Source organism: Microbacterium sp. Bi121, assembly GCF_918698005.1.
Taxonomy (GTDB): Bacteria; Actinomycetota; Actinomycetes; order Actinomycetales; family Microbacteriaceae; genus Microbacterium.
Genome location: NZ_CAKKLJ010000002.1, coordinates 1 through 22745, shown reverse-complemented (window position 1 = coordinate 22745; position 22745 = coordinate 1). Strand labels below are relative to the sequence as shown.

General features: G+C 68.0%; 17 protein-coding genes. 6 read left to right on the top strand and 11 right to left on the bottom strand.

Going from position 1 to position 22745, the window contains the following annotated elements; all coding sequences use genetic code 11:
* Positions 1-19: 19 nt before the first annotated feature.
* The 9 genes from guaA to guaB all read right to left on the bottom strand — a co-directional run bounded on the left by guaA (position 20) and on the right by guaB (position 13467).
* Positions 20-1597 (bottom strand): glutamine-hydrolyzing GMP synthase, encoded by a 1578-nt coding sequence (guaA, locus tag LQZ87_RS02845; RefSeq protein ID WP_230101948.1) that lies wholly within the window; start codon positions 1595-1597, stop codon positions 20-22.
* Complete coding sequence (locus LQZ87_RS02840) at positions 1594-2109, bottom strand: DUF3817 domain-containing protein (RefSeq protein ID WP_230101947.1); 516 nt, start codon at positions 2107-2109, stop codon at positions 1594-1596. Before LQZ87_RS02840 ends, guaA begins: the two co-directional genes overlap by 4 nt.
* 76 nt (positions 2110-2185) lie before the next feature.
* Positions 2186-6829 carry an ExeM/NucH family extracellular endonuclease gene (locus tag LQZ87_RS02835; protein ID WP_230101946.1) on the bottom strand — a complete coding sequence of 1548 codons (4644 nt, stop codon included), beginning with the start codon at positions 6827-6829 and terminating at the stop codon, positions 2186-2188.
* 249 nt (positions 6830-7078) lie between these two features.
* Positions 7079-7852: an SURF1 family protein gene (locus tag LQZ87_RS02830; RefSeq protein ID WP_230102326.1), complete on the bottom strand. Its 774-nt coding sequence runs from the start codon at positions 7850-7852 to the stop codon at positions 7079-7081.
* A gap of 76 nt (positions 7853-7928) precedes the next feature.
* Entirely contained in the window at positions 7929-9044 is a 1116-nt protein-coding gene (locus LQZ87_RS02825) for a GuaB3 family IMP dehydrogenase-related protein (protein WP_230102325.1), read from the bottom strand.
* Positions 9045-9087: 43 nt separating this feature from the next.
* On the bottom strand, positions 9088-10776 hold the full coding sequence (locus tag LQZ87_RS02820) for an ATP-binding cassette domain-containing protein (protein WP_230101945.1): 1689 nt from the start codon (positions 10774-10776) through the stop codon (positions 9088-9090).
* 65 nt (positions 10777-10841) lie between these two features.
* Positions 10842-11393: an OsmC family protein gene (locus LQZ87_RS02815; protein WP_230101944.1), complete on the bottom strand. Its 552-nt coding sequence runs from the start codon at positions 11391-11393 to the stop codon at positions 10842-10844.
* Between the two features lie 86 nt (positions 11394-11479).
* Entirely contained in the window at positions 11480-11794 is a 315-nt protein-coding gene (locus tag LQZ87_RS02810; protein WP_230101943.1) for a DUF2277 domain-containing protein, read from the bottom strand.
* 170 nt (positions 11795-11964) lie between these two features.
* Positions 11965-13467, bottom strand: a complete 1503-nt coding sequence (gene guaB / locus LQZ87_RS02805) for an IMP dehydrogenase (protein WP_230101942.1) — start codon at positions 13465-13467, stop codon at positions 11965-11967.
* A 172-nt stretch (positions 13468-13639) separates the two neighbouring features.
* Here guaB and LQZ87_RS02800 point away from each other — a divergent pair, with 172 nt between their 5' ends.
* From LQZ87_RS02800 to LQZ87_RS02780, 5 genes are read left to right on the top strand one after another with little or no spacing between them, the layout of a single operon-like run.
* The gene (locus LQZ87_RS02800) at positions 13640-14953 is read left to right on the top strand and encodes a branched-chain amino acid ABC transporter permease (protein WP_230101941.1); all 1314 of its coding nucleotides are present in this window, start codon (positions 13640-13642) and stop codon (positions 14951-14953) included.
* A 2-nt stretch (positions 14954-14955) separates the two neighbouring features.
* Complete coding sequence (locus LQZ87_RS02795; RefSeq protein ID WP_230101940.1) at positions 14956-15933, top strand: branched-chain amino acid ABC transporter permease; 978 nt, start codon at positions 14956-14958, stop codon at positions 15931-15933.
* Positions 15934-15976: 43 nt separating this feature from the next.
* The gene (locus LQZ87_RS02790) at positions 15977-16936 is read left to right on the top strand and encodes an ABC transporter ATP-binding protein (protein WP_230102324.1); all 960 of its coding nucleotides are present in this window, start codon (positions 15977-15979) and stop codon (positions 16934-16936) included.
* Positions 16933-17694, top strand: a complete 762-nt coding sequence (locus tag LQZ87_RS02785) for an ABC transporter ATP-binding protein (protein ID WP_230101939.1) — start codon at positions 16933-16935, stop codon at positions 17692-17694. Before LQZ87_RS02790 ends, LQZ87_RS02785 begins: the two co-directional genes overlap by 4 nt.
* 28 nt (positions 17695-17722) lie before the next feature.
* Positions 17723-18712, top strand: a complete 990-nt coding sequence (locus LQZ87_RS02780; RefSeq protein WP_230101938.1) for an NAD-dependent epimerase/dehydratase family protein — start codon at positions 17723-17725, stop codon at positions 18710-18712.
* Positions 18713-18774: 62 nt separating this feature from the next.
* On the opposite strand, the gene LQZ87_RS02775 is transcribed toward LQZ87_RS02780, so the two are convergent.
* Positions 18775-20031: an ABC transporter substrate-binding protein gene (locus LQZ87_RS02775; RefSeq protein ID WP_230101937.1), complete on the bottom strand. Its 1257-nt coding sequence runs from the start codon at positions 20029-20031 to the stop codon at positions 18775-18777.
* 52 nt (positions 20032-20083) lie between these two features.
* On the bottom strand, positions 20084-21019 hold the full coding sequence (gene rarD, locus LQZ87_RS02770) for an EamA family transporter RarD (RefSeq protein ID WP_230101936.1): 936 nt from the start codon (positions 21017-21019) through the stop codon (positions 20084-20086).
* 106 nt (positions 21020-21125) lie between these two features.
* On the opposite strand from rarD, the gene LQZ87_RS02765 reads away from it, so the two are divergent.
* Positions 21126-22745, top strand: a 1620-nt coding sequence (locus LQZ87_RS02765) for an Hsp70 family protein (protein WP_230101935.1), incomplete at its 3' end; no start/stop codon positions are given.

Sequence of the window (22745 nt, the reverse complement as noted above, 5' to 3'; positions counted from 1 at the left end):
GAAAAAATCTCAACCGATCTCACTCCCACTCGATGGTCCCCGGGGGCTTCGAGGTCACATCGAGCACCACGCGGTTGACATCGCGGACGCCGTTGGTGATGCGGTTGGAGATCTTCGAGAGCACGTCGTAGGGCAGTCGGGTCCAGTCGGCCGTCATGGCGTCCTCGCTGGACACGGGGCGCAGAACGATCGGGTGCCCGTAGGTGCGTCCGTCGCCCTGCACGCCCACCGAGCGCACATCGGCGAGCAGCACGACGGGGCACTGCCAGATCTCGCTGTCGAGGCCGGCCTTGGTCAGCTCCTCGCGGGCGATGGCGTCGGCCTCGCGCAGAATCTCGAGGCGGTCAGCGGTGACCTCACCCACGATGCGGATGCCGAGGCCAGGGCCCGGAAACGGCTGCCGTCCGACGATCGCCTCAGGCAGTCCCAGCTCGCGGCCGATCGCGCGGACCTCGTCCTTGAACAGGGTGCGCAGCGGCTCGATGAGCTCGAAGTCGAGATCCTCCGGAAGGCCGCCGACGTTGTGGTGCGACTTGATGTTCGCCGTCCCCGTTCCGCCACCGGACTCGACGACGTCGGGGTACAGGGTGCCCTGGACGAGGAACTTGATCGGCTCGCCCTCGGCCTTGGCCTCGGCGACCAGGTCGAGCTGCACCTTCTCGAACGCGCGGATGAACTCGCGTCCGATGATCTTGCGCTTCTGCTCCGGGTCGCTGACGCCTTCGAGGTGCCCGAGGAAGGTGTCGGCGGCGTCCACTGTGATCAGGCGGACGCCCGTTGAGGCGACGTAGTCGTTCTCGACCTGCTCGCGCTCGCCCTTGCGGAGGAGGCCGTGGTCGACGAAGACGGCGGTGAGCTGGTCGCCGATGGCCTTGTGCACGAGGGCCGTCGAGACGGCGGAATCGACGCCGCCGGAGAGGGCCGAGATGACGCGGGCCGAGCCGACCTGCTCGCGGATGCGGGCGACCTGCTCGTCGATGACGTTGCCGCTGTTCCAGTCCGAGGCGAGGCCGGCGGCCTTGTGCAGGAAGTTCTCGAGAACCTCCTGGCCGTGATCGGAGTGCTTGACCTCGGGGTGCCACTGCACGCCGTAGAAGCACTTCTCATCGCTGCCGAACGCGGCGACGGGGGTGTCGGTGGTGGATGCCAGCACGTCGAAGCCTTCTGGCGCACGGGAGACCTGGTCGCCGTGGCTCATCCAGACGTTCTGCGTGCTCGGCTGACCGCCGAGCAGCACGCCGCCGTCTTCAGCGATCACCGCATCCGTCGCGCCGTACTCGCGCAGGCCGGTGTTGGCGACCTCGCCGCCGAGCGCACGCGCCATCACCTGGAAGCCGTAGCAGATGCCGAGGGTCGGAACGCCGAGGTCGAAGATCGCGGAGTCGAGCGCTGGTGCGCCCTCTTCGTAGACCGATGACGGCCCGCCGGAGAGGATGAGCGCGACCGGGTTCTTCTCGCTGATCTCGGCGGCCGAGACGCTGTGCGGGACGATCTCGCTGTAGACGCCGGCCTCACGGACGCGGCGGGCGATCAGCTGCGCGTACTGGGCGCCGAAGTCGACGACGAGGACGGGGCGCTGGGCGGTGTCGGCGCTCATAGCGCTGCCTCCTGGGTGAGTGATGCTTCGGCGACGGATGCTTCGCGTGATGCGAGGTAGGCCTTCACCTCGCGAGAGACGCGGACCTCCATGATGAATGAGAGGGCCGGGATGACGCCGCCGAGGGCGAGCATGATGAAGCGGACGAACGGCCAGCGCATCAGGCTCCACAGGCGGAAGATCGCGAACAGGTACACGACGTAGAACCAGCCGTGCGCGACGAGGATGAGCAGCGAGATGTTCGTCCCGTCGCCGACGGAGGTGAGCTCGCAGCCCATGCCGCCGGGAACGAACAGTGAATACCACTGGCATCCGTCGCCGACGATGACGTCTGCGAACCAGAGCAGGCCGCCGGAGCCGCCGGCGAACAGCTCGAGGTGCGTGGGGCTGTACTTGAGGATCATCTCGGCCAGCAACAGAAGCAGCATGACACCGGTGATGATCGAGGCGACCTGATAGAACCTCAGCGCCCCGCGGATCTTCGGGAACGAGGCGGCTTTCGGTTCGGGCATGGCCTCAAGTCTACTAGCGCGCGGCGCACGGCGAAGGCCGCCGGGAATGCTCCCGGCGGCCTTCGCCGTCAGTCGCTCAGAACCAGCCGGAGATCAGATCCCACAGCCAGTCGACCACCGCCTTGATGATGCCGCCGAGGCCGCCGCCGTTGCCGCCGCCCTTGTTGACCGTGACCTGATCGGTGGCCTGGTCGCCATCGGCTTGTGCGACGATCACGGTGTAGCGCCCGGCATCCGTGTTCTTCGGCACCGTGAGGGATGCGGAGAACGAGCCGTCCTCGTCGACCACGACGGTGCCGAGCTCGACGAGCTTGCCCTTCTTCGACTCGAGGGTCACGGTCACCGTCTCGCCCGGCGTGAAGTCGTCGCCGGAGACGGCGAGCTTCTTGCCTGCGCTGACGGTGTTGCCCTTGACCTCGATCGTCCCTTCGAACTCCTCCTCGCCCGCATCCGCGAACGTGATCGGAACGCGGACGTTCGTGCCGGCATCCACGACCGCGACGGTGAGCAGCTGCTCGCCGGACACCCCCTCCGGGACCGTGAACGTCAGGCTCGCTCGGCCGGCCTCGTCGGTGGTGTCGACGACCGTCGGATCCACCGCGCCGCTGGCGAGAACGACGTCACCGAGCGAGACGCTGACCTCACCCGGCGCCGGGTCGCCGCCGCTGAACGCGAGCGATGAGAGGTCGATGGTGACCTCGTCGCCAGCGCTGTAGCCGTCGGCATCCGGAGCGCTGAGCGTCACGCCGACGGCGCGCTGCGCGAGGTCGGGCGTCGCCGTGCCGTTGGCGTCGAACCAATCGACCATGGACTGCAGGTCGATCTTGCCCGTGTCGGCCTTGTTCGTGCCCTCGGCGAGGGTGAAGAAGTTGTCTCCACCGGCTGCGAGGAACGAGTTGGCCGCGACGACGTAGGACGCCTCAGGGTCGATCAGGTCGCCGTTCAGCGTGATCGCGGTGATCCGCTCCCCCGCCGCCGCCGTCGGGTCGTACGTGTACTGCAGACCCTCCGAGAGCCCCAGCTTGAGGAACGGACGGCTCGCACCCGCCGGCTGCCACTGCTCCTCGAGCACGCCCTTCAGCTGCGCACCGGTGAGGTTCAGGGTGACCAGCGTGTTGGCGAACGGCTGCACCGTCGCCGCCTCACGGAACGTCACGTTGCCGTCCGGATCGGATGCCCCGGACGACGCGTACGTCAGGTTCGCTCGGATGCCACCGGGGTTCATGATCGCGAGGTCAGCACCGGTCGCCCACTGCTGCACGTCGGCCACGAAGTTGCCGATCGTGGACTCGCCGCCGCGGTTCTCCGAGCCGTTCGTCTGACGCGCCCGGTTGAAGTCACCGGTGATGGTTCCGACCGGCTCAGCACCGAGGACGTCGGCCTCTGCCTTGGCATCGTCGACGATCGACTGCACCTCGGCGATCGGCTCGTAGAGCGGAGCACCGTCCTGCGTGAGGGGCTTGATCTCGTTGGTGATCGAGAGCAGTTCCTTCGTCTCCGGGTCGACCTGCAGGTTCATCAGGCCGAAGTTCTCGCCGTACTGACCCGCCGAGACCACAGGGCGGCCGTCGATGACGTGGTTGTACGCGAGGTGGGTGTGCGCCGAGACGATCGCGCTCACGCTGTCGTCGACGCCGTCGACGATCGTGCCCAGCGCCGACTCGGGCGTGATGCTCGCGACGTCCGTGGACGTCGCACCCTCGTGCACGAGCAGGATCAGCACATCGGCCTCGCCGTTGGCGGAGTCGCCGTCGGTCAGATCATCGGCCACGTCGTTCACCGAGTCGACGATGCTGCGCACCTCCAGATCGGCGATGCCCTCTGGCGAGACGAGCGAGTCGAGCTCCTCGGTCACAGCGCCGATGAAGCCGACGCGGACGCCGTCCATCTCCTTGACCCATGCCGGGGCCAGGGCGGTCTCGCCGGTCTCGGTGAGGAACACGTTCGAGGAGATGTACTCCCAGTCCGCGCGGTCCTGCACGCGGTCGCGAAGGTCCTCCCAGCCCTGATCGAACTCGTGGTTGCCGGCGGCGCTCACTTCGAGCCCGGCGGCGTTCAGCGCGTCGATCGTGGGGTTGTCGTCGTTGATGAACGACGTGAACGTGGATGCTCCGATGAGGTCGCCCGCAGCGGCGAACACCGTGTTCGGGTTCGCGTCGCGGACAGACTTCACAGCCCCGGCGAGCACGGCGGCACCGGCCGCCGCACCGTCGGCCTCGATGCGACCGTGGAAGTCGTTGATCGTGACGATGTCGATGTCGACCGGCGGGATCTCGCTCGAGATGCCGACGATGACCGGGTCGTGGTCGCTGGAGCGGAACGGCGTGCCCGCCTCGGTGGCGCCGAACGCGTAGCCGCGGTCGCTCCACTCCGGCGAGTTGATCGTCCAGACACCAGTGCCGGTGATCGACGCCGAAAGGGACGGCGAGGCGATGGCGTGGTCGAGGGAGCCGAGCTCGCCGTCGAACGAGTACGTGTATTGACCTGCGGCGTTCGCTGGCACGAGGTCGCTCCAGCCCGCCTCGGAGAACACGTTGATCGGGTCCTCCTTCGCGTACGCGTTGAAGTCGCCGAGGAGCAGAACGTCGTCGCTGCCCGATGCCTCCGTGATCTCGTCGGTGAACTCCAGCAGAGACTGCGCCTGAGCGGTGCGGTCGGCGTTGAAGTGTCCCTGACCGTCGGCCGGCTCTGCGCCGTCGCCCGACTTCGACTTGAAGTGGTTGGCGACCACCGAGATCGTGCGACCATCCATGTCGAAGGTCTGCGCGATCGGCTCGCGGGCGTTGCCCCACACCGTCTCGTCGATCTTCGCCATGCTGTCTCCCACCGGGGTGACGGCATCCTTCTTGTAGATGATCGCGCTCGTGATGACGTCGGTCGTCGTGTCGAGCAGCTCGTCGGGCGTCTCGACGTAGTCCCACACGTCGCTGCCCGCGTCGGCATTCAGACCGTTCACAAGGTTCTGCAGCGCCACGTCGGGCGTTCCGTCGCCGAAATGCACCGAGTTCTCGATCTCCATCAGCGCGACCACGTCCGCATCCAGGCCATTGATCGCCGTGACGATCTTCGAGCGCTGGATGTCGAAGAACGCCTGGTTCTTCGCCCCGCGGGCGTCGGGGTCGTCCTCCGAGAACGTCGTGAAGTAGTTGAAGACGTTGAACGCCGCGACCTGGACGTCACCGCCGACCTCGGGGGCCGTCGCAGACCGAGGGTTCTCGGTGGCGAACGTCGCCTTGTCGGCGGCGGCCGTGTCGCTGTTGATCGGCGTGACCGGCTGCAGGCGCCAGTCGTCGAATCCGTACTGCAGCACGTAGCCGTCCTGGGCGAAGTCGACGGCGTCGCCGTTGCGGACCACCGTGTCCTTCGTGAAGTACGGCTGGTCGCCGGGGTGCGCGCTGTTGCTGATCTGGACGTTGTATCCGTCGTCGAGGAGGATGCGATCGGCGCGGTTGGATGCTGCGATCGCATTCGCCGCGTCACCGGGGCGCTCGAGCTCGGTGCTCTTGACGTTGAGCTCGCCCGGGTTCAGCCACAGGGTGCCGAAGTTGTAGAGCTGGTGGCTGGACGCGATCAGGTAGTCGCCGGACGGGGCGACGAGCATGTTCTCGTACGCCTCGCGGTCGCCGCCGACAACTGTCCCGGGGAGCGGCGTCGCTGCGGGAACACCCGCACCGGCGGTCACGAGCGTGACGCCGGCGGCGTCCGCCGGGCTGATCTGGGTCTGCCCGAAGTACTCGGAGACGGTTCCGGTGACCGAGACGAGGTCGCCGATGGCTCCGGGAACCGTCTTGCCGTTCAGGAAGACGAAGACGCCGTCGGAGGCACCGGGGGTCGCGTCGTTCTCGCCCCCGGAGTCCTTCGTCTGGATGACGATGCCGTTGTAGCCGCCGGTGCGGTAGTCCGCCGTGACGACGCCTTCGACGGTGACGGTCTGTCCGTTCAGGGGCGAGACGTCCGTCGTGCCCTGCACCTCGGCGATCGTCGCCGTCGTGGGATCGGGGTCGCCGGGGTCACCGGGGTCGCCCGGGTCTGTTTCGGAGGCCTGCGGGGTGATGGTGGCCGAGAGCGTGAAGTCGGCCGAGTTGTCGTCGGTGTCCACGCCGTCGGTTCGGTTCAGGGACTTGACGTCGGTGTTGCCGGCCGGAGCCGTCGCCGGTGCGGTCTCGAACGTGTTGGACGTGCCGTAGCCGAGCACGTCGACGACGCCGTCGGCGCCGACGACGGAACCGGTTCCGAGGGTGACGGCCGCCGTGCCCTGCACCAGGGCGAGCGTGCCGGTGGTGCCGCTCGGGTTGAGGTTCCCCGCGGCGTCGGCCTCAGGCAGCACGGCTCCGTTCGCACCGTTCGAGCCGCCCTGGACGAGATAGTACCCGCCGGCGGGGATGACGCCCGAGAGCGCGACGACGCCGTTCGAGTTGCCGGTGCCTGTCGCCGACCGGTACTGGATCGACATGCCGTCGAGGGTGATGTCGGCATCGGTCGGGTTGTACAGCTCGACGAACTTGTTCTTGAAGGCGGCACCGGCGCTGCCGCCGGACAGGTACGCCTCGTTGATGACGACGCCTGTGCCGTCTGCGGCGGCGAAGGCGGGCGCGGCGACGAGCGTTCCGAAGCTCAGCGCGCATGTGGTGGTCAGGGCGAGGGTCGCGATGCGCCCCCGTCTGCGTGCGATGGACGACCCAGCGCGACGCGCTGCACCGTCAGGGGTGGACGACATCATTCGGTTGTTCTCCTCGTCGACAGATGAGACCCCGGGCGTCGCCATGAGGCGCACGAGGGAGCTTTCGCGACGCACAGGGTCGGTGCATGCGGCCACTCGCGTGTGAGCTTATGAGCGGGCTGAGACTTTCCCGAGAGAGTTCAGAGATCGCTAACCGGAAGTTCTTCCGAGCCGACCTGCGTTACGACTTTCGGCAGGGCGCAACGTCGGCAGTCATTGGACGAAAGTGGAAGGGCCGTGCTGCTCCGATCAGGATGCCGCGGCCGCGCGCTCCTCGAACTCCTCGACCTCGAGCTGCCACCGGTCCTTCGCGAGCCGGTACCAGATGTAGAACGCGAAGCCGGCGAACACGGCCCACTCGATGGCGTAGAAGACGTTCAGCCAATTGACGCTGGACAGCTCGTGCGGCGCAGGCGAGACGATGTCGACGAGTCCGTCCGGAGCATCCACCGATGCGAGGTACGGACGGTACATCGACAGCTGCTCCACGTCGTGCCACTGCCCCAGCAGCATCGCCGGCGACATCTTGCTCAGCGCGAAGGGCTCGTCGGCCGGTGGGAGGGCAGCGCCCTCATCGGAGATGATGCGGCCGGTGATCTCGGCATCGGCACCGGCGGCATTCCTGTCCAGATCGGCGACGGCGGCATCCGCGCTCTCACGATCGGGCGCCCAACCGAGCGCGACGGCGATCGATGTGCGATCGGCGACGCGGAGTTGCCCCGTCACCCAGTAGCCCGACGTTCCCTCATCGGCTCCGTCGCCGTCGTTGAACCGCGACGAGACGACGAGGAAGTCACCGCCCACCCAGGTGCCGGAGGTCTCGACCCGCTGTCCGACCAGCGGCTCCGCCAAATACTCGCCCGGTTCGAGGACGTCGGCGAGCGGCCGCACCTCCTCCGTGATCCCTGCCGGCGGCGGATCCGTGTCGATGGCGCGTTCCAGCTGCCATTGGCCGAGGAACGCGAAGACACCGGCCACGACGAGGCATGCGCACAGCACGCCGATCCAGCGCCCGCGCAGCATCACCTCGCGCAGAGTCGGCGGGAACTCCTGAGTCGGCGGGATCTCGGGCGTGGTCGTCACGGGCAGCGCGCGCCCGTCACGACTCGTACGGGGCGAGTACGACCTCGACGCGCTGGAACTCCTTGAGGTCGGAGTAGCCCGTCGTGGCCATCGACTTGCGGAGCGCGCCGATGAGGTTGGCGGTGCCGTCGGCGACGGGCGCCGGTCCGTACAGGATCTCCTCGAGCGTCGCGATGCCCGGTGTCTCGACGCGACGGCCGCGCGGCAGCTGCGGGTGATGAGCCTCGGGACCCCAGTGGAAGCCCCGGCCGGGGGCGTCGGTGGCGCGCGCGAGCGCGACACCGAGCATGACGGCATCCGCGCCCATCGCGAGCGCCTTGACGATGTCGCCGGAGGTGCCGACGCCGCCGTCGGCGATCACGTGCACGTAGCGTCCGCCGGACTCGTCGAGGTAGTCACGACGTGCCGCCGCGACGTCCGAGACGGCGGTGGCCATCGGAGCGTGGATGCCGAGCGTCGCGCGAGTGGTGGATGCCGCTCCCCCGCCGAATCCGACGAGCACGCCGGCTGCGCCGGTGCGCATGAGGTGCAGGGCCGCGGTGTAGGTCGCGGCTCCGCCGACGATCACGGGCACGTCGAGGTCGTAGATGAACTTCTTCAGGTTCAGCGGCTCGTCGACGCTGGAGACGTGCTCGGCCGACACCGTGGTGCCGCGGATCACGAACAGGTCGACGCCGGCAGCGGCGACGGTGTCGTAGAGCTCCTGCGTGCGCTGCGGGGTGAGGGATGCCGCGACGGTGACCCCGCCCTCACGGATCTCGGCGATGCGCGTGGTGATGAGCTCGGGCTTGATCGGCTCCGAGTACAGCTGCTGCATCCGTACGGTGGCCTTGTCGGCCGGGAGGGCAGCGATCTCGGCGAGCAGTGGCTCTGGGTTCTCGTAGCGCGTCCACAGGCCCTCGAGGTCGAGGACTCCGAGGCCGCCGAGCTTGCCGAGCATGATCGCGGTCTGCGGGCTCACCACCGAGTCCATCGGGGCGCCGATCACCGGGGTGTCGAACGAGAACGCGTCGATCGACCACCCGGTCGAGACGTCCTCCGGGTTGCGGGTGCGCCGCGACGGCACCACCGCGATGTCGTCGAACGTGTATGCGCGGCGCGCGCGCTTGCCTCGACCGAGTTCGATGTCCATGCTCACCCGTCCAGCCTACCCGGCCCGCTCCCCCGGGGAACGGTCACCGCGTCCGCGCGACTCGGCGCTCATCCCACACCGGAGCGTCCGATTCGTAGACCTCGCCGTCGGAGCCGAAGACGAGGAAGCGGTCGAAGGTCCGAGCGAACCAGCGGTCGTGCGTGACGGCGAGCACCGTGCCGTCGAACTGCGTGAGCGCCTCTTCGAGCGCCTCAGCCGACTCCAGATCGAGGTTGTCCGTCGGCTCGTCGAGGAGCAGCAGAGTCGCACCGGATATCTCGAGCAGCAGCACCTGGAACCGCGCCTGCTGGCCGCCGGACAGCGACTCGAAGGTCTGCTGCGCCTGCCGCACGAGCCCGTAGCGGTCGAGGGCCGAGCTCGCGGCATCCCGGGGCATGCCAGCTCGTCGATCGTCTCCCCTGTGCAGGATCTCCAGCAGGGTGCGCCCGGCGAACTCCGGGTGAGCGTGGGTCTGCGCGAAGAGCCCGGGGACGACGCGGGCGCCGAGTGCTGCGCGCCCGGAGTGGGCGACGGCATCCACCTGCTCACCGGTCGACGTCACGTGACCGAGCGTGGGATCGGGGTCGGTGCCGCCTCGTGCCAGCAGCCGCAGGAAGTGCGACTTGCCCGAGCCGTTCGAGCCGAGCACGCCGACGCGATCGCCGTACCAGATCTCCGCGTCGAACGGGCGCATGAGCCCGGTGAGCTCGAGCTTGTCGACCACCACCGAGCGCTTGCCCGTTCGTGCGCCCCTGAGCCGCATGTCGAACTCCTGCGCCGGCGGGCGCTCCTCGGGCGGACCCGCCTCCTCGAACTTGCGCAACCGGGTCTGCGCTGCGCGGTAGCGGGAGGCGAAGCCGTCGTTCGCCTCGGCCTTGACCTTCAGGTTGGCGACCAGGGTGCGTAGCTTCTCGTGCTGCTCGTCCCACCGGCGGCGCAGTTCGTCCAGCCGGTCCATCCGCGCGATGCGTGCCCGGTGGTAGGTCGCGAAGCCCCCGCCGTGCACCCAGGCGCTAGCGCCTGCACCTCCTGGTTCCAGAGTGACGAGGCGGTCGGCGGCACGGGCGAGCAGCTCGCGGTCGTGCGATACGAGCAGGACGGTCTTCGGCGTCTGCCTAAGCTGCCCCTCCAGCCAGCGCTTGGCCGGCACGTCGAGGTAGTTGTCCGGCTCGTCGAGCAGCAGCACGGCGTCGGGGCCGCGAAGGAGCGCCTCCAGCGCCAGTCGCTTCTGCTCGCCGCCGGAGAGACTGGTCAGATCGCGGTAGCGGGCGCGCTCGAACGGCACGCCCAGCGCGGCGACGGTGCACTGGTCCCACACGGTCTCGTGTTCGTAGCCGCCGGCGTCCGCGTACTCGGCGATCGCCGTGGCGTAGCGCATCTGGGTGTCGTGCTCATCGCGCTCGATAAGGGTGTTCTCCGCGGCCTCCAGTGCATCGGCCGCGGCGCGGATGCGACCAGGAGCGACGGCCACGAGCAGGTCGCGCACGGTCTGCCCCGCCTCGCCGTGCCCGACGAACTGGTCCATCACTCCGAGACCGCCGTCGATGCTGATGACACCGGCATCCGCCGTCTGGTCGCCGCGGATGATCCGCAGCAGCGTCGTCTTGCCTGCGCCGTTCGGGCCGATGAGGGCCGTCGTGGAACCTGCGCCGACGCGGAACGTCACCTCGTCGAGAAGCGGTCTGCCGTCAGGCAGGGTCAGCGAGATCGCCGAGACATCGATGTAGCCCACCGGTGTTGCCGTCCTTCCGCCCCTCTGCCGAGCCGATCAGGCTATCAGTTCGGCTGGGCGGATCCTCAGACCAGAGCGCTGGAGGTCGGAACCGGGTTCGCGAAGAGATCGAGCACAGGGCAGTGCGCGTCGACTGTCTTGCGCAGGTTCGCGTAATCCTCGTCGGAGTTCGGGCCCGTGATGTCGACCTTCAGGCGCACATCGTGGAAGCCGGCGCGACCCGACTCGTCGATCCCGAAGAGCTTCTGGACGTTCAGATCGCCCTCCGCCGTGATCTCGATCTCGTCGATGGTCAGGCCGAGCGCCTGCGCGTACAGGCGGAACACGACGACCTGACAGGAGACGAGGGCGCCGAGCGCGTACTCGACGGGGCTCGCGGCGGCATCGTCGCCGGCGAGCGCGCCTGGCTCGTCGACGAGGAAGCGGTGCTTTCCCGCTCGCACCTCGGTCGCCACGGAACCGACGCCACGACCGACCACCGTGTAGGTGAGCTCGGCATTCGTCGCGTCGGCCGCGATGCGTTCGTTCCACGCGGCTCCGGCGTCGGTGAGGCGCTGTGCGCGCTCGTCCTTGGTCGCATCGGCGACGGGTGCATTCTGGTCCTGGAGAAGAGTCATAGCGCGACGATAACGACGCCGGACTTCGTCCGCGATGGATGCTGTCATCCACCGTCACACCGCGTCATGCGGCGTAGTCCGCCCCGCTAGCTCGCGGCGCGGGTTGCGCGCTTCTCGGCCTGAAAGACCCGTATCGCCTCGTAGCGATCGGCGGAGCGGGCCCGGCGCTTGGCAGCCTCGTGCTCGCGGTTCTTCGGCGGCGCTGTGGTCACCAGGTCGTCGAGGAGACGGCGAGTCGCCTCTGCGATCTCGGCGACTGCGCGGTCGAACACGGCCTGGTTGGCCCTGGACGGCGCGTTCGACCCGGAGATCTTGCGCACGAACTGCAGGGCCGCGTCCTGACACTCGTCGTCGGTCGCGGCGGGTTCGAGGTTGTTCAGCGGGACGATGTTGCGGCACATGCCCGTCACGCTACGCCGCGGTCGCGGCATCCGGAACCCCGGGAGCACCCCTCACGCACTCGAGCCCCCGTCTTGTTACCGAGGCCCCGTCGTAGAAGCGTGAATGAGACGGGGTCTCGACACTAAGACGGGGGCTCGACACCGAGGGCTCGACACTGGGGCGGGACGACCTACTTCTTGTAGTTGGGCGCCTCGACGACGATCTGCACGTCGTGCGGGTGCGACTCCTTGAGTCCTGCCGCCGTGATGCGCACGAACTTGCCGCGGGTCTTGAGCTCTTCGATGGTGCGCGCGCCGACGTAGAACATCGACTGCCGCAGGCCGCCGACGAGCTGGTATGCCACCGCCGACACCGGGCCGCGGTACGGGACCTGACCCTCGATGCCCTCGGGGATGAGCTTGTCGTCGCTGGGCACGTCCGCCTGGAAGTAGCGGTCCTTCGAATACGAGGTCTGCTTGCCGCGCGTCTGCATCGCACCGAGCGATCCCATGCCGCGGTACTGCTTGAACTGCTTGCCCGACTGGAAGACGATCTCACCGGGAGACTCGTCGGTTCCTGCCAGCAGCGAGCCGAGCATCACGGCATCCGCACCGGCGACAAGGGCCTTGGCGATGTCGCCGGAGTACTGCAGACCGCCGTCCGCGATGACCGGGATGCCGGCTGGACGAGCGGCGAGCGAAGCCTCGTAGACCGCGGTCACCTGCGGAACGCCGACACCGGCGACGACACGGGTCGTGCAGATGGAACCGGGACCGACGCCCACCTTGACGGCATCCACGCCGGCGTCCACGAGGGCCTGGGCGCCCTCACGGGTCGCGACGTTGCCGCCGATCACGTCGATGTGCGCGAACGACTCGTCCGCCTTCAGACGCCGCACCAGATCGATGACGCCCTGCGACTGGCCGTTGGCCGTGTCGACGACGAGCACGTCGACACCGGCGTCGCGCAGCGCCTCTGCGCGCTCCCACGCGTCCCCGAAGAACCCGATCGCCGCTCCGACGCGCAGGCGGCCCTGCTCGTCCTTCGTGGCCAGCGGGTACTTCTCGCTCTTGTCGAAGTCCTTGATGGTGATGAGACCCGCGAGCTTGCCGCTCTCGTCGATCAGCGGCAGCTTCTCGACGCGGTGCTTCGCGAACAGCGCGATGACCTCGCCCGCCGCGACGCCGACGGGCGCCGTGACGAGGTCCTCAGAAGTCATGACGTCCTTGACGAACGTCGTGGGCCGCTCGAAGCCCGAGACGAAGCGCATGTCCCGGTTGGTGATGATGCCCACCAACCGGCCATCGCCGTCGACGACGGGAAGGCCGGAGATGCGGTACTTCGCGCACAGCTGGTCGACCTCTTCGACGGTGGCGTCGGGGCTCGTCGTGATCGGGTCGGTGATCATCCCCGACTCGCTCCGCTTGACGCGGTCGACGTGCGCTGCCTGGTCGGCGATGGAGAGGTTGCGGTGCAGGATGCCGATGCCGCCCTCTCGGGCCATGGCGATGGCCATGCGCGACTCGGTGACGGTGTCCATCGCGCTCGAGAGCAGCGGAGTCGCGACCGAGATGCGGCGCGTGATGCGCGAGGAGGTGTCCGCCTCGCTCGGGATCACGTCGGTGTGCCCGGGGAGGAGAAGGACGTCGTCGTAGGTGAGTCCGACGAAACCGAAGGGATCGTGCTGGTCCATGGATGATCCTCCTGCAGGCGAGAGCGGCGCGTTCACCAAGTCTAAACGGCGCAGACGTAACGAAAATTCCTCGGTTCGGGCGCGTGACTAGTGAATGGCCGCGCGCCACAGTACGCTCAAACCCACGCCTGGCCGACCCGAAGCCGCGGCGAGCACTCAATGTGGAGGATGCGTGAGACCCACGTCCGTTGCCGTCCGTCGAGCCCGACCATGGATGGTCGCCGCGCTCGGTGTGCTGATGGCGCTCTCGTTCTTGATATTCCAGCCCGCGGCATCCGCGCTCGCCGAGACGGACGACGGGCAGGAGGTCACCGACTACTACTTCGCCGGGGTCATCACCTTCGACGATGAGCCGGTTCCCGATGTGACGGTGAAGATCGACGGCAACGGCTTCGACGCCGAGACCACGACGGATGCCGACGGCAAGTGGCGCCTGTACGTCCCCGAGAAGGAGACCTACACGCTGACGGTCGACGAGGACACGCTCCCCGAGGGCGTGATCGTCGAAGGCGACTCGGCATCGCAGGAGGTTGAGTTCGCCCTCACGAACACGAAGATCGTCAACCTCTTCCTCGGCGAGGGCGTTCGAGAGACCACGTCGTTCATCGATCAGCTGCTGTCCCGCATCGTCGGCGGCCTGAACTTCGGCCTGCTGCTGGGACTCGCGGCCATGGGCGCGGCCCTGATCTACGGCACCACCCGCCTGTCGAACTTCGCCCATGGCGAGATGGTCACCTGGGGCGCCGTGATCGCGCTCCTGTGCACCTCGTTCTGGCACCTGCCGATGTGGCTCGGCATCATCGCGGCGATCATCGCCGGCGGCCTGCTCGGTCTCGCGATGGACGCCGGACTCTGGCGTCCTCTTCGCCACCGGGGCCTGGGCATCGTGCAGCTCATGATCGTCAGCATCGGGCTCTCGCTGGCACTGCGCTACTTCCTGCAGTACATGATCGGCGGCGCCACATACCAGCTGCAGGGCGCGAGCCCGACCCCGATCAAGCTCGGCCCCGTGTCGCTGTCGTACATCGACATGATCGGCATGGGCACGAGCATCATCGTGATCCTCGGCGTCGCCTACTTCCTCACGCGCACCCGAGTCGGCAAGGCCACGAGGGCCATCTCCGACAATCCGCAGCTGGCCGCGGCATCCGGAATCGACGTGGACAGGGTCGTCCGCATCGTCTGGGTCCTCGCCGGCATGCTCGCGGCGGTCTCCGGCGTCCTGTGGGCGTACTTCCGCCCCGGTGTGAAGTGGGACATGGGCATGCAGATGCTGCTGCTGATCTTCTGCGCCATCACGCTCGGCGGCCTCGGGTCGGCGATCGGCGCCCTCATCGGCTCCATCATCGTCGGCCTCGCCGTCGAGGTGTCAACGCTGCTCGGCGTCCCCTCCGATCTGAAGTACGCGACGGCGCTGGTGGCGCTGATCGTGATCCTCCTCGTCAGGCCCCAGGGTCTGCTGGGACGCAGGGAAAGGCTGGGCTGATCATGGACTTCGGCAACATCTTCGGCAATACCGCCTCGTACCTGCTCAGCCCGACGACCATCGCGTACGCGCTGGCCGCGACGGGTCTGGCCGTGCACTTCGGCTACGCGGGTCTGCTCAACTTCGGCATGGCGGCATTCATGGCCGTCGGCGGATACGGCTACGCGATCTCGATCCTCAGCTTCGGCTTCCCCTGGTGGGGCGGTGTGGCGTTCGGCGTTCTCGCCGGCGCCGTGTTCGCGCTGCTCCTCGGCATCCCGACTCTGCGTCTGCGAGCCGACTACCTCGCCATCGCGACCATCGCGACGGCCGAGGTCGTCCGCCTGCTGTTCCTGACCGAGCTCTTCCGCGAGTGGACGAACTCGGCCGGCGGTCTCAGCGGGTACCACCAGAGCTTCCGCGACATGAACCCGTTCCCCGAGGGCACCTACGGCTTCGGCCCGTGGACGTACAACGCCACGGACCTGTGGGTGCGCCTGTTCGGCCTGATCGTGCTCGGGCTGTCGGTGCTCGTGGTCTGGGCGCTCATGCGCAGCCCGTGGGGCCGTGTGATCAAGGGCATCCGCGAGGACGAGGACGCCGTGCGCTCGCTCGGCAAGAACGTCTTCGCATACAAGATGCAGGCGCTCGTCGTCGGTGGCATCATCGGCGCACTCGGCGGCGTCGTCTTCGTCCTGCCGTCGGCCGTGATCCCCGGCAGCTACTCGACGTCGTTGACGTTCTTCCTCTGGACGATCCTGCTCCTCGGCGGAGCTGCGACCGTGTTCGGCCCCACCCTCGGTGCGGTGCTCTTCTGGGTCGTGTTCGCCTTCCTCGGCGGACTGCTGCCCGAGATGGCGCGCGTCGGCTGGCTGCCGATGACGACGAACCAGGCCGACGTCGTCCGCTACATCGTGATCGGCATCGTGCTCATGCTGATCGTGATCTTCCGTCCGCAGGGCATCCTCGGGAACAAGAGGGAGATGACCTTTGTCAAGTAACATTTCGACCCCTGAGCCTGTCGAAGGGGCCCAAACGGGCAGCATCCGCCGTCCGAAGACGGCGGGCCTCGCCAAGGGACCGGCTGCACCGGGCGTGGCGAAGGTCGATCCGATCCTCGTCGCGGATGCCGTGACCCGCCGCTTCGGCGGACTCACCGCCGTCGACGTCGATCACCTCGAGATCCCCCGCGGCGCCATCACGGCGCTGATCGGGCCGAACGGCGCCGGCAAGACCACCCTGTTCAACCTGCTGTGCGGGTTCGACCGCCCGAACACCGGCACGTGGTCGTTCGACGGCAAGAACCTGTCAGGCATCCCGTCGTTCAAGGTCGCCCGCATGGGCCAGGTGCGCACGTTCCAGCTCACCAAGTCGCTCTCGCTGCTGACGGTGCTCGAGAACATGAAGCTCGGTGCGACGCACCAGCGCGGCGAGGGGTTCTGGGCGAGTCTGTTCCCGTTCCTCTGGCGGGCGCAGGACGCCGAGATCGAGGAGAGAGCCCGTGAACTGCTCACCCGGTTCAAGCTCGACGCGAAGGAGAAGGACTTCGCCGCCTCGCTCTCGGGCGGTCAGCGCAAGCTGCTCGAGATGGCGCGCGCGCTGATGAGCGACCCTCAGCTGGTCATGCTCGACGAGCCGATGGCCGGCGTCAACCCGGCGCTGACGCAGTCGCTGCTCGATCACATCCTGGATCTCAAGGAACTCGGCATGACGGTGCTGTTCGTCGAGCACGACATGCACATGGTCCGCCACATCGCCGACTGGGTCGTCGTGATGGCTGAGGGCCGAGTGGTCGCGGAGGGCCCGCCGGACACGGTGATGGAGGATCCGGCCGTCGTGGACGCCTACCTCGGCGCCCACCAGGACGTCGACCTCGGCGCCGTCACCGGACGCCTGCAGGTCATCCCGGATGCCGACGCCGCCGAGCTGCGCGAGCAGATCGAGGCAGAGGCAGAAGCAGAGCTCGAGGCCGACAGTGCGGCCACCGACGAGGAGAAGGCATGACCGACAACGTGTCGACCGGGCAGGGCGCCGATGACGTGATCGTCGAGATGAAGGACGTGCACGCCGGATACCTGCCGGGCGTGAACATCCTCAACGGCGCCAACCTCGTGGCGCGCCGCGGGGAGCTGATCGGGATCATCGGCCCGAACGGTGCGGGGAAGTCGACGCTGCTGAAGGCCATCTTCGGCATGGTGCAGGTCCGCGACGGCGACATCACCGTCAAGGGCGAGAGCATCGTGGGTCTGAAGGCCGACAAGCTCGTCAGACGCGGTGTCGCGTTCGTACCGCAGACGAACAACGTCTTCCCCTCGCTCACCATCGAGGAGAACCTGCAGATGGGGCTGTACCAGAACCCCAAGATCTACGCCGAGCGTCTGGAGTTCGTCAGCGACATCTTCGCCGAGCTCGGCAAGCGCCTGAAGCAGCGTGCCGGTTCCCTCTCGGGCGGAGAACGGCAGATGGTCGCGATGTCGAGGGCACTGATGATGGACCCGTCTGTGCTACTGCTCGACGAGCCGTCCGCCGGCCTGTCACCGGTGCGTCAGGATGACGCGTTCATCCGCGTCTCGGACATCAACAAGGCCGGTGTCACGACGATCATGGTCGAGCAGAACGCTCGCCGCTGCCTGCAGATCTGCGATCGCGGTTACGTCCTCGACCAGGGTCGGGATGCATACGAGGGGTCAGGGCGCGACCTGCTGAACGACCCGAAGGTCATCGGGCTGTACCTCGGCACGCTGGGCACGGACGCCGCGTAGGTTCTGGCGCCCGCCCTAGGCTCGTCCTATGACGAGCATTCTCTACCTGGGCGGCACCGGAACCATCAGCGCGGCGTGTGTGCGCCGCTCCGTCGAACGAGGCCACGACGTGACTGTGGTCAACCGCGGCAGCGGTCGGCGTGGTCTGCCGGATGCCGTGACGACGGTGTCGGCGGATGTCCGCGACCCCGCGGCGCTGAGGGATGCACTCGCCGGGCGCGAGTTCGATGCGGTGGCCGACTTCCTGTCCTTCTCCCCTGCGGACATCGCCGGCAACCTCGACGTGTTCGAGGGGCGCACGGGACAGTACGTGTTCATCAGCTCAGCGTCGGCGTACCAGAAGCCGCCGGCGCAGCTGCCGATCACCGAGCGCACGCCGCTCGAGAACCCGTTCTGGCAGTACTCCCGCGACAAGATCGCGTGCGAGGACCTGCTGCGCGCAGCATCCGCCGACCGCGGACTGCCGATCACGATCATCCGCCCCTCGCACACCTACGACGAGCGCCGCTTCCCGACGATGGGCGGCTGGAACGACATCGCGCGCATGCGCGCCGGACGCCCGGTCGTCGTGCTCGGCGACGGCACGAGCCTGTGGACCGTCACGCACGCCGATGACTTCGCCGTCGGCTTCACCGGGCTCATCGGTCACAAGGGCGCGATCGGCGAGGACTTCACGATCACCGGTTCCCACGCGCCGACGTGGAATCAGATCTACACCTGGATGGGCGCTGCGGCTGGTGTCGATGCGCCGGAGCTCGTGCACGTGGCATCCGACACGATCGCGGCGTTCGCGCCGGATCTCGGCCCGACCCTGATCGGAGACAAGGCGAACTCGACCCTCTTCGACACGTCGAAGCTGCAGGCGCTGGTGCCCGAGTTCGCCACGACGATCACGTTCGACGAGGGCGCGCGGCGGGCCGTCTCGTACCACGACGCGCATCCGGAGGCGCAGGTCGTCGATGCAGAGCGCGACGCGCAGTTCGACCGCATGATCGCCCACGCCCGCTCCGCCGGGTAGAAAGCCGGCACACACGAAAGCGCCCCGGATGCTGCATCCGGGGCGCTTCCTGTGTGCTGTTGTTACTTGATGCGAGTGGTCACGTTGTCGGCATCGAACTCGTAGACGCCGATCGCGGCACCCTGCGGGTCGTTGTCGTCGTTGAACGTGACCTCGCCGGAGAGGCCGTCGTAGTCGGCCACGCCTCCGCCGTTGATGATCTCGGCGCAGTCGGCGAACGTGGTGCACTTCTCGCCTTCGCCCGAGCCTCCGGACACCTCCTGCATGTTGGCCGCGATGTCCTTGCCCTCGACCGAGATGCCCTTGAGAGCAGCCAGTGCGATGAGGATCGTCGCGTCGTACGCCTCAGCGGAGTACGTCACGGCGTCGATCGGCTGGTTGCCCTGCGCGGTCCACACCTCGTTGAGCTGGTCGATGAAGTCGTCGGGCAGCTCAGCGCCTGCGCGCGTGCCCTTCGAGCCCTCGAGGCTCACACCGAGGTCCGGCCAGTCCTTCAGGTTTCCGTCGACCAGGTACAGCGCGCCGGTGTCGACGCCCGCGTTGCCGAGCAGCGGGGCGATCGTGGCGAACTGGTCGTACGAGACGATGGCCACGGCGTCCGGGTTGGCCGCTGCGACCTCCTGCACCTGGGCGTTGAACTGACCGTCGCCCTGGTTGTAGGACGTCTCGGCGACGACCTCGCCGCCTGTGCCCTCGAACGTGGACTTGATCGCCTCGAACAGGCCGGTGCCGTACGGGTCGTTCTGGTAGATGATGCCGAGGGTCTTGTGACCGTCCTCGGCGATCTGGTTGCCCAGCACCTCGCCCTGCAGGTTGTCGCTCGGCGCCGTGCGGAAGTACATCGGGTTGATGCCCGTGAAGTCCGGCGACGTGTTCGACGGCGAGACGGTGAGGATGCCTGAGCCGGCGTTGCCGTCGAGGATCAGCTTCGTGACGCTCGACGAGGCGGCACCGACCATGGCGGTGATGCCTGCGCTCTGCAGGTTGGTGATCGAGGTCTCGTACGCCTTGTTGTCGAGGTCGCCCTCGTCAGCGGGGGTGAGGTTGACCTGGATGCCGGCATCCGCCTCATTGATCTGGGCGACGGCGAGCTGCACGCCTGACTCCATCGGGGCGCCCAGGAAGGCGAGCGATCCGGTCGAGGGAAGCAGCGATCCCAGCTCGAGTGTCAGGTCGACATCGGCCGGGCGCTCGGTGTTCGTGCCCTCACTGGATTCGGGTTCGGGTGTGCTGCTGCTGCAGCCCGTGATCACAAGCGCCGAGGCGCTGACGAGCGCAAGGCCAGTCAGCCACTTCGTACGCGACAGCGTGCGGTTCATAGTGCTCCTTTGCAACGATGGGCATGCATGCATGCTCTCGGGTGATCCAACTTTATGGTGCGGGCGGGGCCGGTGGGTCTCGGTGCGCTAACGATCTGGTCGCAAGCAGCAGATCGACGACGAACACCCCGACGGCGATCCACACGACGATGAAGCCAACCCAGCGCTCCAGCGGCATCGGCTCGTGCAGGATCAGCACCCCGGTGAGGAACTGCAGGATCGGGGTGACGAACTGGATCATCCCGATCACCGTGAGGTTGATGCGTCGGGCGCCTGCCGCGAACAGCAGCAGCGGGACGGCCGTGGCGATGCCCGCGAACAGCATGAGCGCGGTGTGCCAGGCGCTCACGGTGCCGAAGGTGATGCCATCCGCCTGCGCGACCACGATGAGCTGGATGATCGCGATCGGGATGAGCCAGAACGATTCCAGGGTCAGACCGCTCACGGCATCCACCGCCGGTCCGATCTTCTTCTTGATCAGGCCGTAGACGCCGAAGGACGCCGTCAGCGACAGCGCGATCCACGGGAAGGAGCGGTACGCGACGACGATGACGACGACGGCGAGCGCGGCGATCCCGATCGCGATCCACTGCAGGCGACGGATCCGCTCATGCAGCACGAAGACGCCCAGCAGCACGGTGGTGATCGGGTTGATGAAGTAGCCGAGCGCCGTCTCGACCACCCGACCGCTCAAGGTTCCGATCAGGAACACCTGCCAGTTGACGTAGATGAGCACGCCGGCGAGCGCCGTCCAGACGAGCAGCCGCGGCTGCCGGATGATCGCCATGATCCGCCGCCAACCGCGCATGATCGTCAGAAGCAGCACGCAGAAGACGAACGAGAACAGCACGCGCGCGGCGACGACCTCCCACGGGCCGGTCGGGACGAGCAGCAGGAAGTACAGGGGCAGGAACCCCCACAGCAGATAGGCCCCGCCCGCGTAGGCGACTCCCGCCGCACTGGTTCTCGCGGGCGCATCGGGGGTCACAGATTCACACTAGCCCTCGCCGGGAACACCCCTACCGCCCGGCGGCCAAACGACCTATAGTGAGCGTGTCCGACTCCACAGCTGGGGGATGGTAGGCGGAAAGGGAATGGGCGAGTCCGAATTCGTACTCGCGCTTGACTTGGGGAACAGCCGCATCACAGCGGCATCAGCGGGTCTCGCGCAGAGTGAAGAGATCGACGCCGACTCCAAGGTGCTGGGGCACCGGAGCGGCCCCCTCGCCGCGCTCGCCTATGTGACTCCCGAGGGCGATCTGCTGTTCGGCGACGTCGCAGAGCAGCGCGGCTTCACCCACCCGGAGAACCTCATCCGCTCGTTCATCGGCGATGTCGGCGACGACGTGCCCCTCGTCGCCGGGACGCGCTCGATCACCGCGGCCGAGTTGACCGCCGCGCTGATCTCGTGGGCGGCAGGGCTCGCCGAGCGGCACAACGCGCGGCCCCCGGTTCTCGCGATCGCGCACCCGTCGTCGTGGAGTGCGCATCGGATCGATGCGCTGCGCACAGCGCTCGGCGACGCCGGGCTCGAGGACGCTCACCTGATGACGTCTGCGGCAGCTGCTCTGCATCACCACGAGCGGATGCTCCGCGACATGGACGCACCCGCCCTGGCGACGGGCAGCATCACCGCGGTCTACGACCTGGGTGGCGAGACGTTCGAGGCGACCGTGCTGCGCAAGGACGGAGCGGCGGAGTATCGGATCATCGGTGAGCCGGTCGCCCTGCCGGACGCCGGGGGCGCGCTGTTCGACGACCTCGTGCTCGAGCACGCCATCCGCATGTCCGCCGGCGCTGATGGCTCGTCGATTCCGGATGCCGGCGACCGCGTGGCCCTTGCACGGCTGCGGCGAGCGTGCGTCTCGGCCAAGGAGTCGCTCTCGTTCGACTCCGACGCCGCCATCCCCGTGACCCTGGCCGGGCGCAGCGCGAGCGTGCGGATCACCCGCTCGGAGCTCGACACGATGATCGACTCGACGCTCGATCGCACGGTGGAGGCCCTCGAGCGCGCTCTGGACGACGCGCAGGTGCGGTCGGACCAGGTGGATCACATCCTGCTCATCGGCGGGTCCTCGCATGTCCCGTTGGTCGCTCAGCGGTTGTCCGAGCGGTTCGACCGGCCTCTCGTCTCCGCCCCGGATGGCGCCGCTGCGTTCGGCGCTGCGGTGCTCGTGTTGGAGGAACTCGGCGCAGAGCGTCGGTCCGTCGCCGCTCTGCCGACGGAGACGGCTGCCGAGCAACCGAGCATCGATATCCAGGCGGATGCGGCGCCGCGACCTCGACGGAGGCGCTTGATCCCGATCTTCGGTCCCGCATCCGTCCGCACGGCGACACCGGCCGTCGTGACGATCGCAGCAGTCGTGGTCGCCGCAGGCGTGGCCACCAGCACAGCGGGGGCCGCGATCCTGCGAGGCACCGCAGACGATGCTCCGGCGACGACGAGCACAGCGGCGCTCACGGACCTCGGCGTGCTCGACCCCTTCGCACCGCTGTTCTCCCCGGTCGAGGGGCCGGCGCCTGCCGATCAGGTGGCTCCGGTCGACGTTGAGCCGGCGCCGATCATCACGCCGAAGCCGGCAGAGCCGTCCGGCCCGCGCAACGTCGTCCGCGACACGCTCCCGTCTGCGGAGAAGAAGCGCCCTCAGGCGCCGGAGCAATCGCGTCGTGGTCCGGTCATAGAGAACGCGGCGACGCCGCCCTCCTCCCCGCCC

Coding starts and splice junctions, on each gene's coding strand:
- LQZ87_RS02825 (WP_230102325.1), bottom strand. CDS start 9,044: ATGGACATCGAACTCGGTCGAGGCAAGCGCGCGCGCCGCGCATACACG.
- LQZ87_RS02815 (WP_230101944.1), bottom strand. CDS start 11,393: ATGACTCTTCTCCAGGACCAGAATGCACCCGTCGCCGATGCGACCAAG.
- LQZ87_RS02775 (WP_230101937.1), bottom strand. CDS start 20,031: ATGAACCGCACGCTGTCGCGTACGAAGTGGCTGACTGGCCTTGCGCTC.
- LQZ87_RS02830 (WP_230102326.1), bottom strand. CDS start 7,852: ATGCTGCGCGGGCGCTGGATCGGCGTGCTGTGCGCATGCCTCGTCGTG.
- LQZ87_RS02835 (WP_230101946.1), bottom strand. CDS start 6,829: ATGATGTCGTCCACCCCTGACGGTGCAGCGCGTCGCGCTGGGTCGTCC.
- LQZ87_RS02780 (WP_230101938.1), top strand. CDS start 17,723: ATGACGAGCATTCTCTACCTGGGCGGCACCGGAACCATCAGCGCGGCG.
- LQZ87_RS02785 (WP_230101939.1), top strand. CDS start 16,933: ATGACCGACAACGTGTCGACCGGGCAGGGCGCCGATGACGTGATCGTC.
- LQZ87_RS02810 (WP_230101943.1), bottom strand. CDS start 11,794: ATGTGCCGCAACATCGTCCCGCTGAACAACCTCGAACCCGCCGCGACC.
- LQZ87_RS02795 (WP_230101940.1), top strand. CDS start 14,956: ATGGACTTCGGCAACATCTTCGGCAATACCGCCTCGTACCTGCTCAGC.
- guaA (WP_230101948.1), bottom strand. CDS start 1,597: ATGAGCGCCGACACCGCCCAGCGCCCCGTCCTCGTCGTCGACTTCGGC.
- guaB (WP_230101942.1), bottom strand. CDS start 13,467: ATGGACCAGCACGATCCCTTCGGTTTCGTCGGACTCACCTACGACGAC.
- LQZ87_RS02840 (WP_230101947.1), bottom strand. CDS start 2,109: ATGCCCGAACCGAAAGCCGCCTCGTTCCCGAAGATCCGCGGGGCGCTG.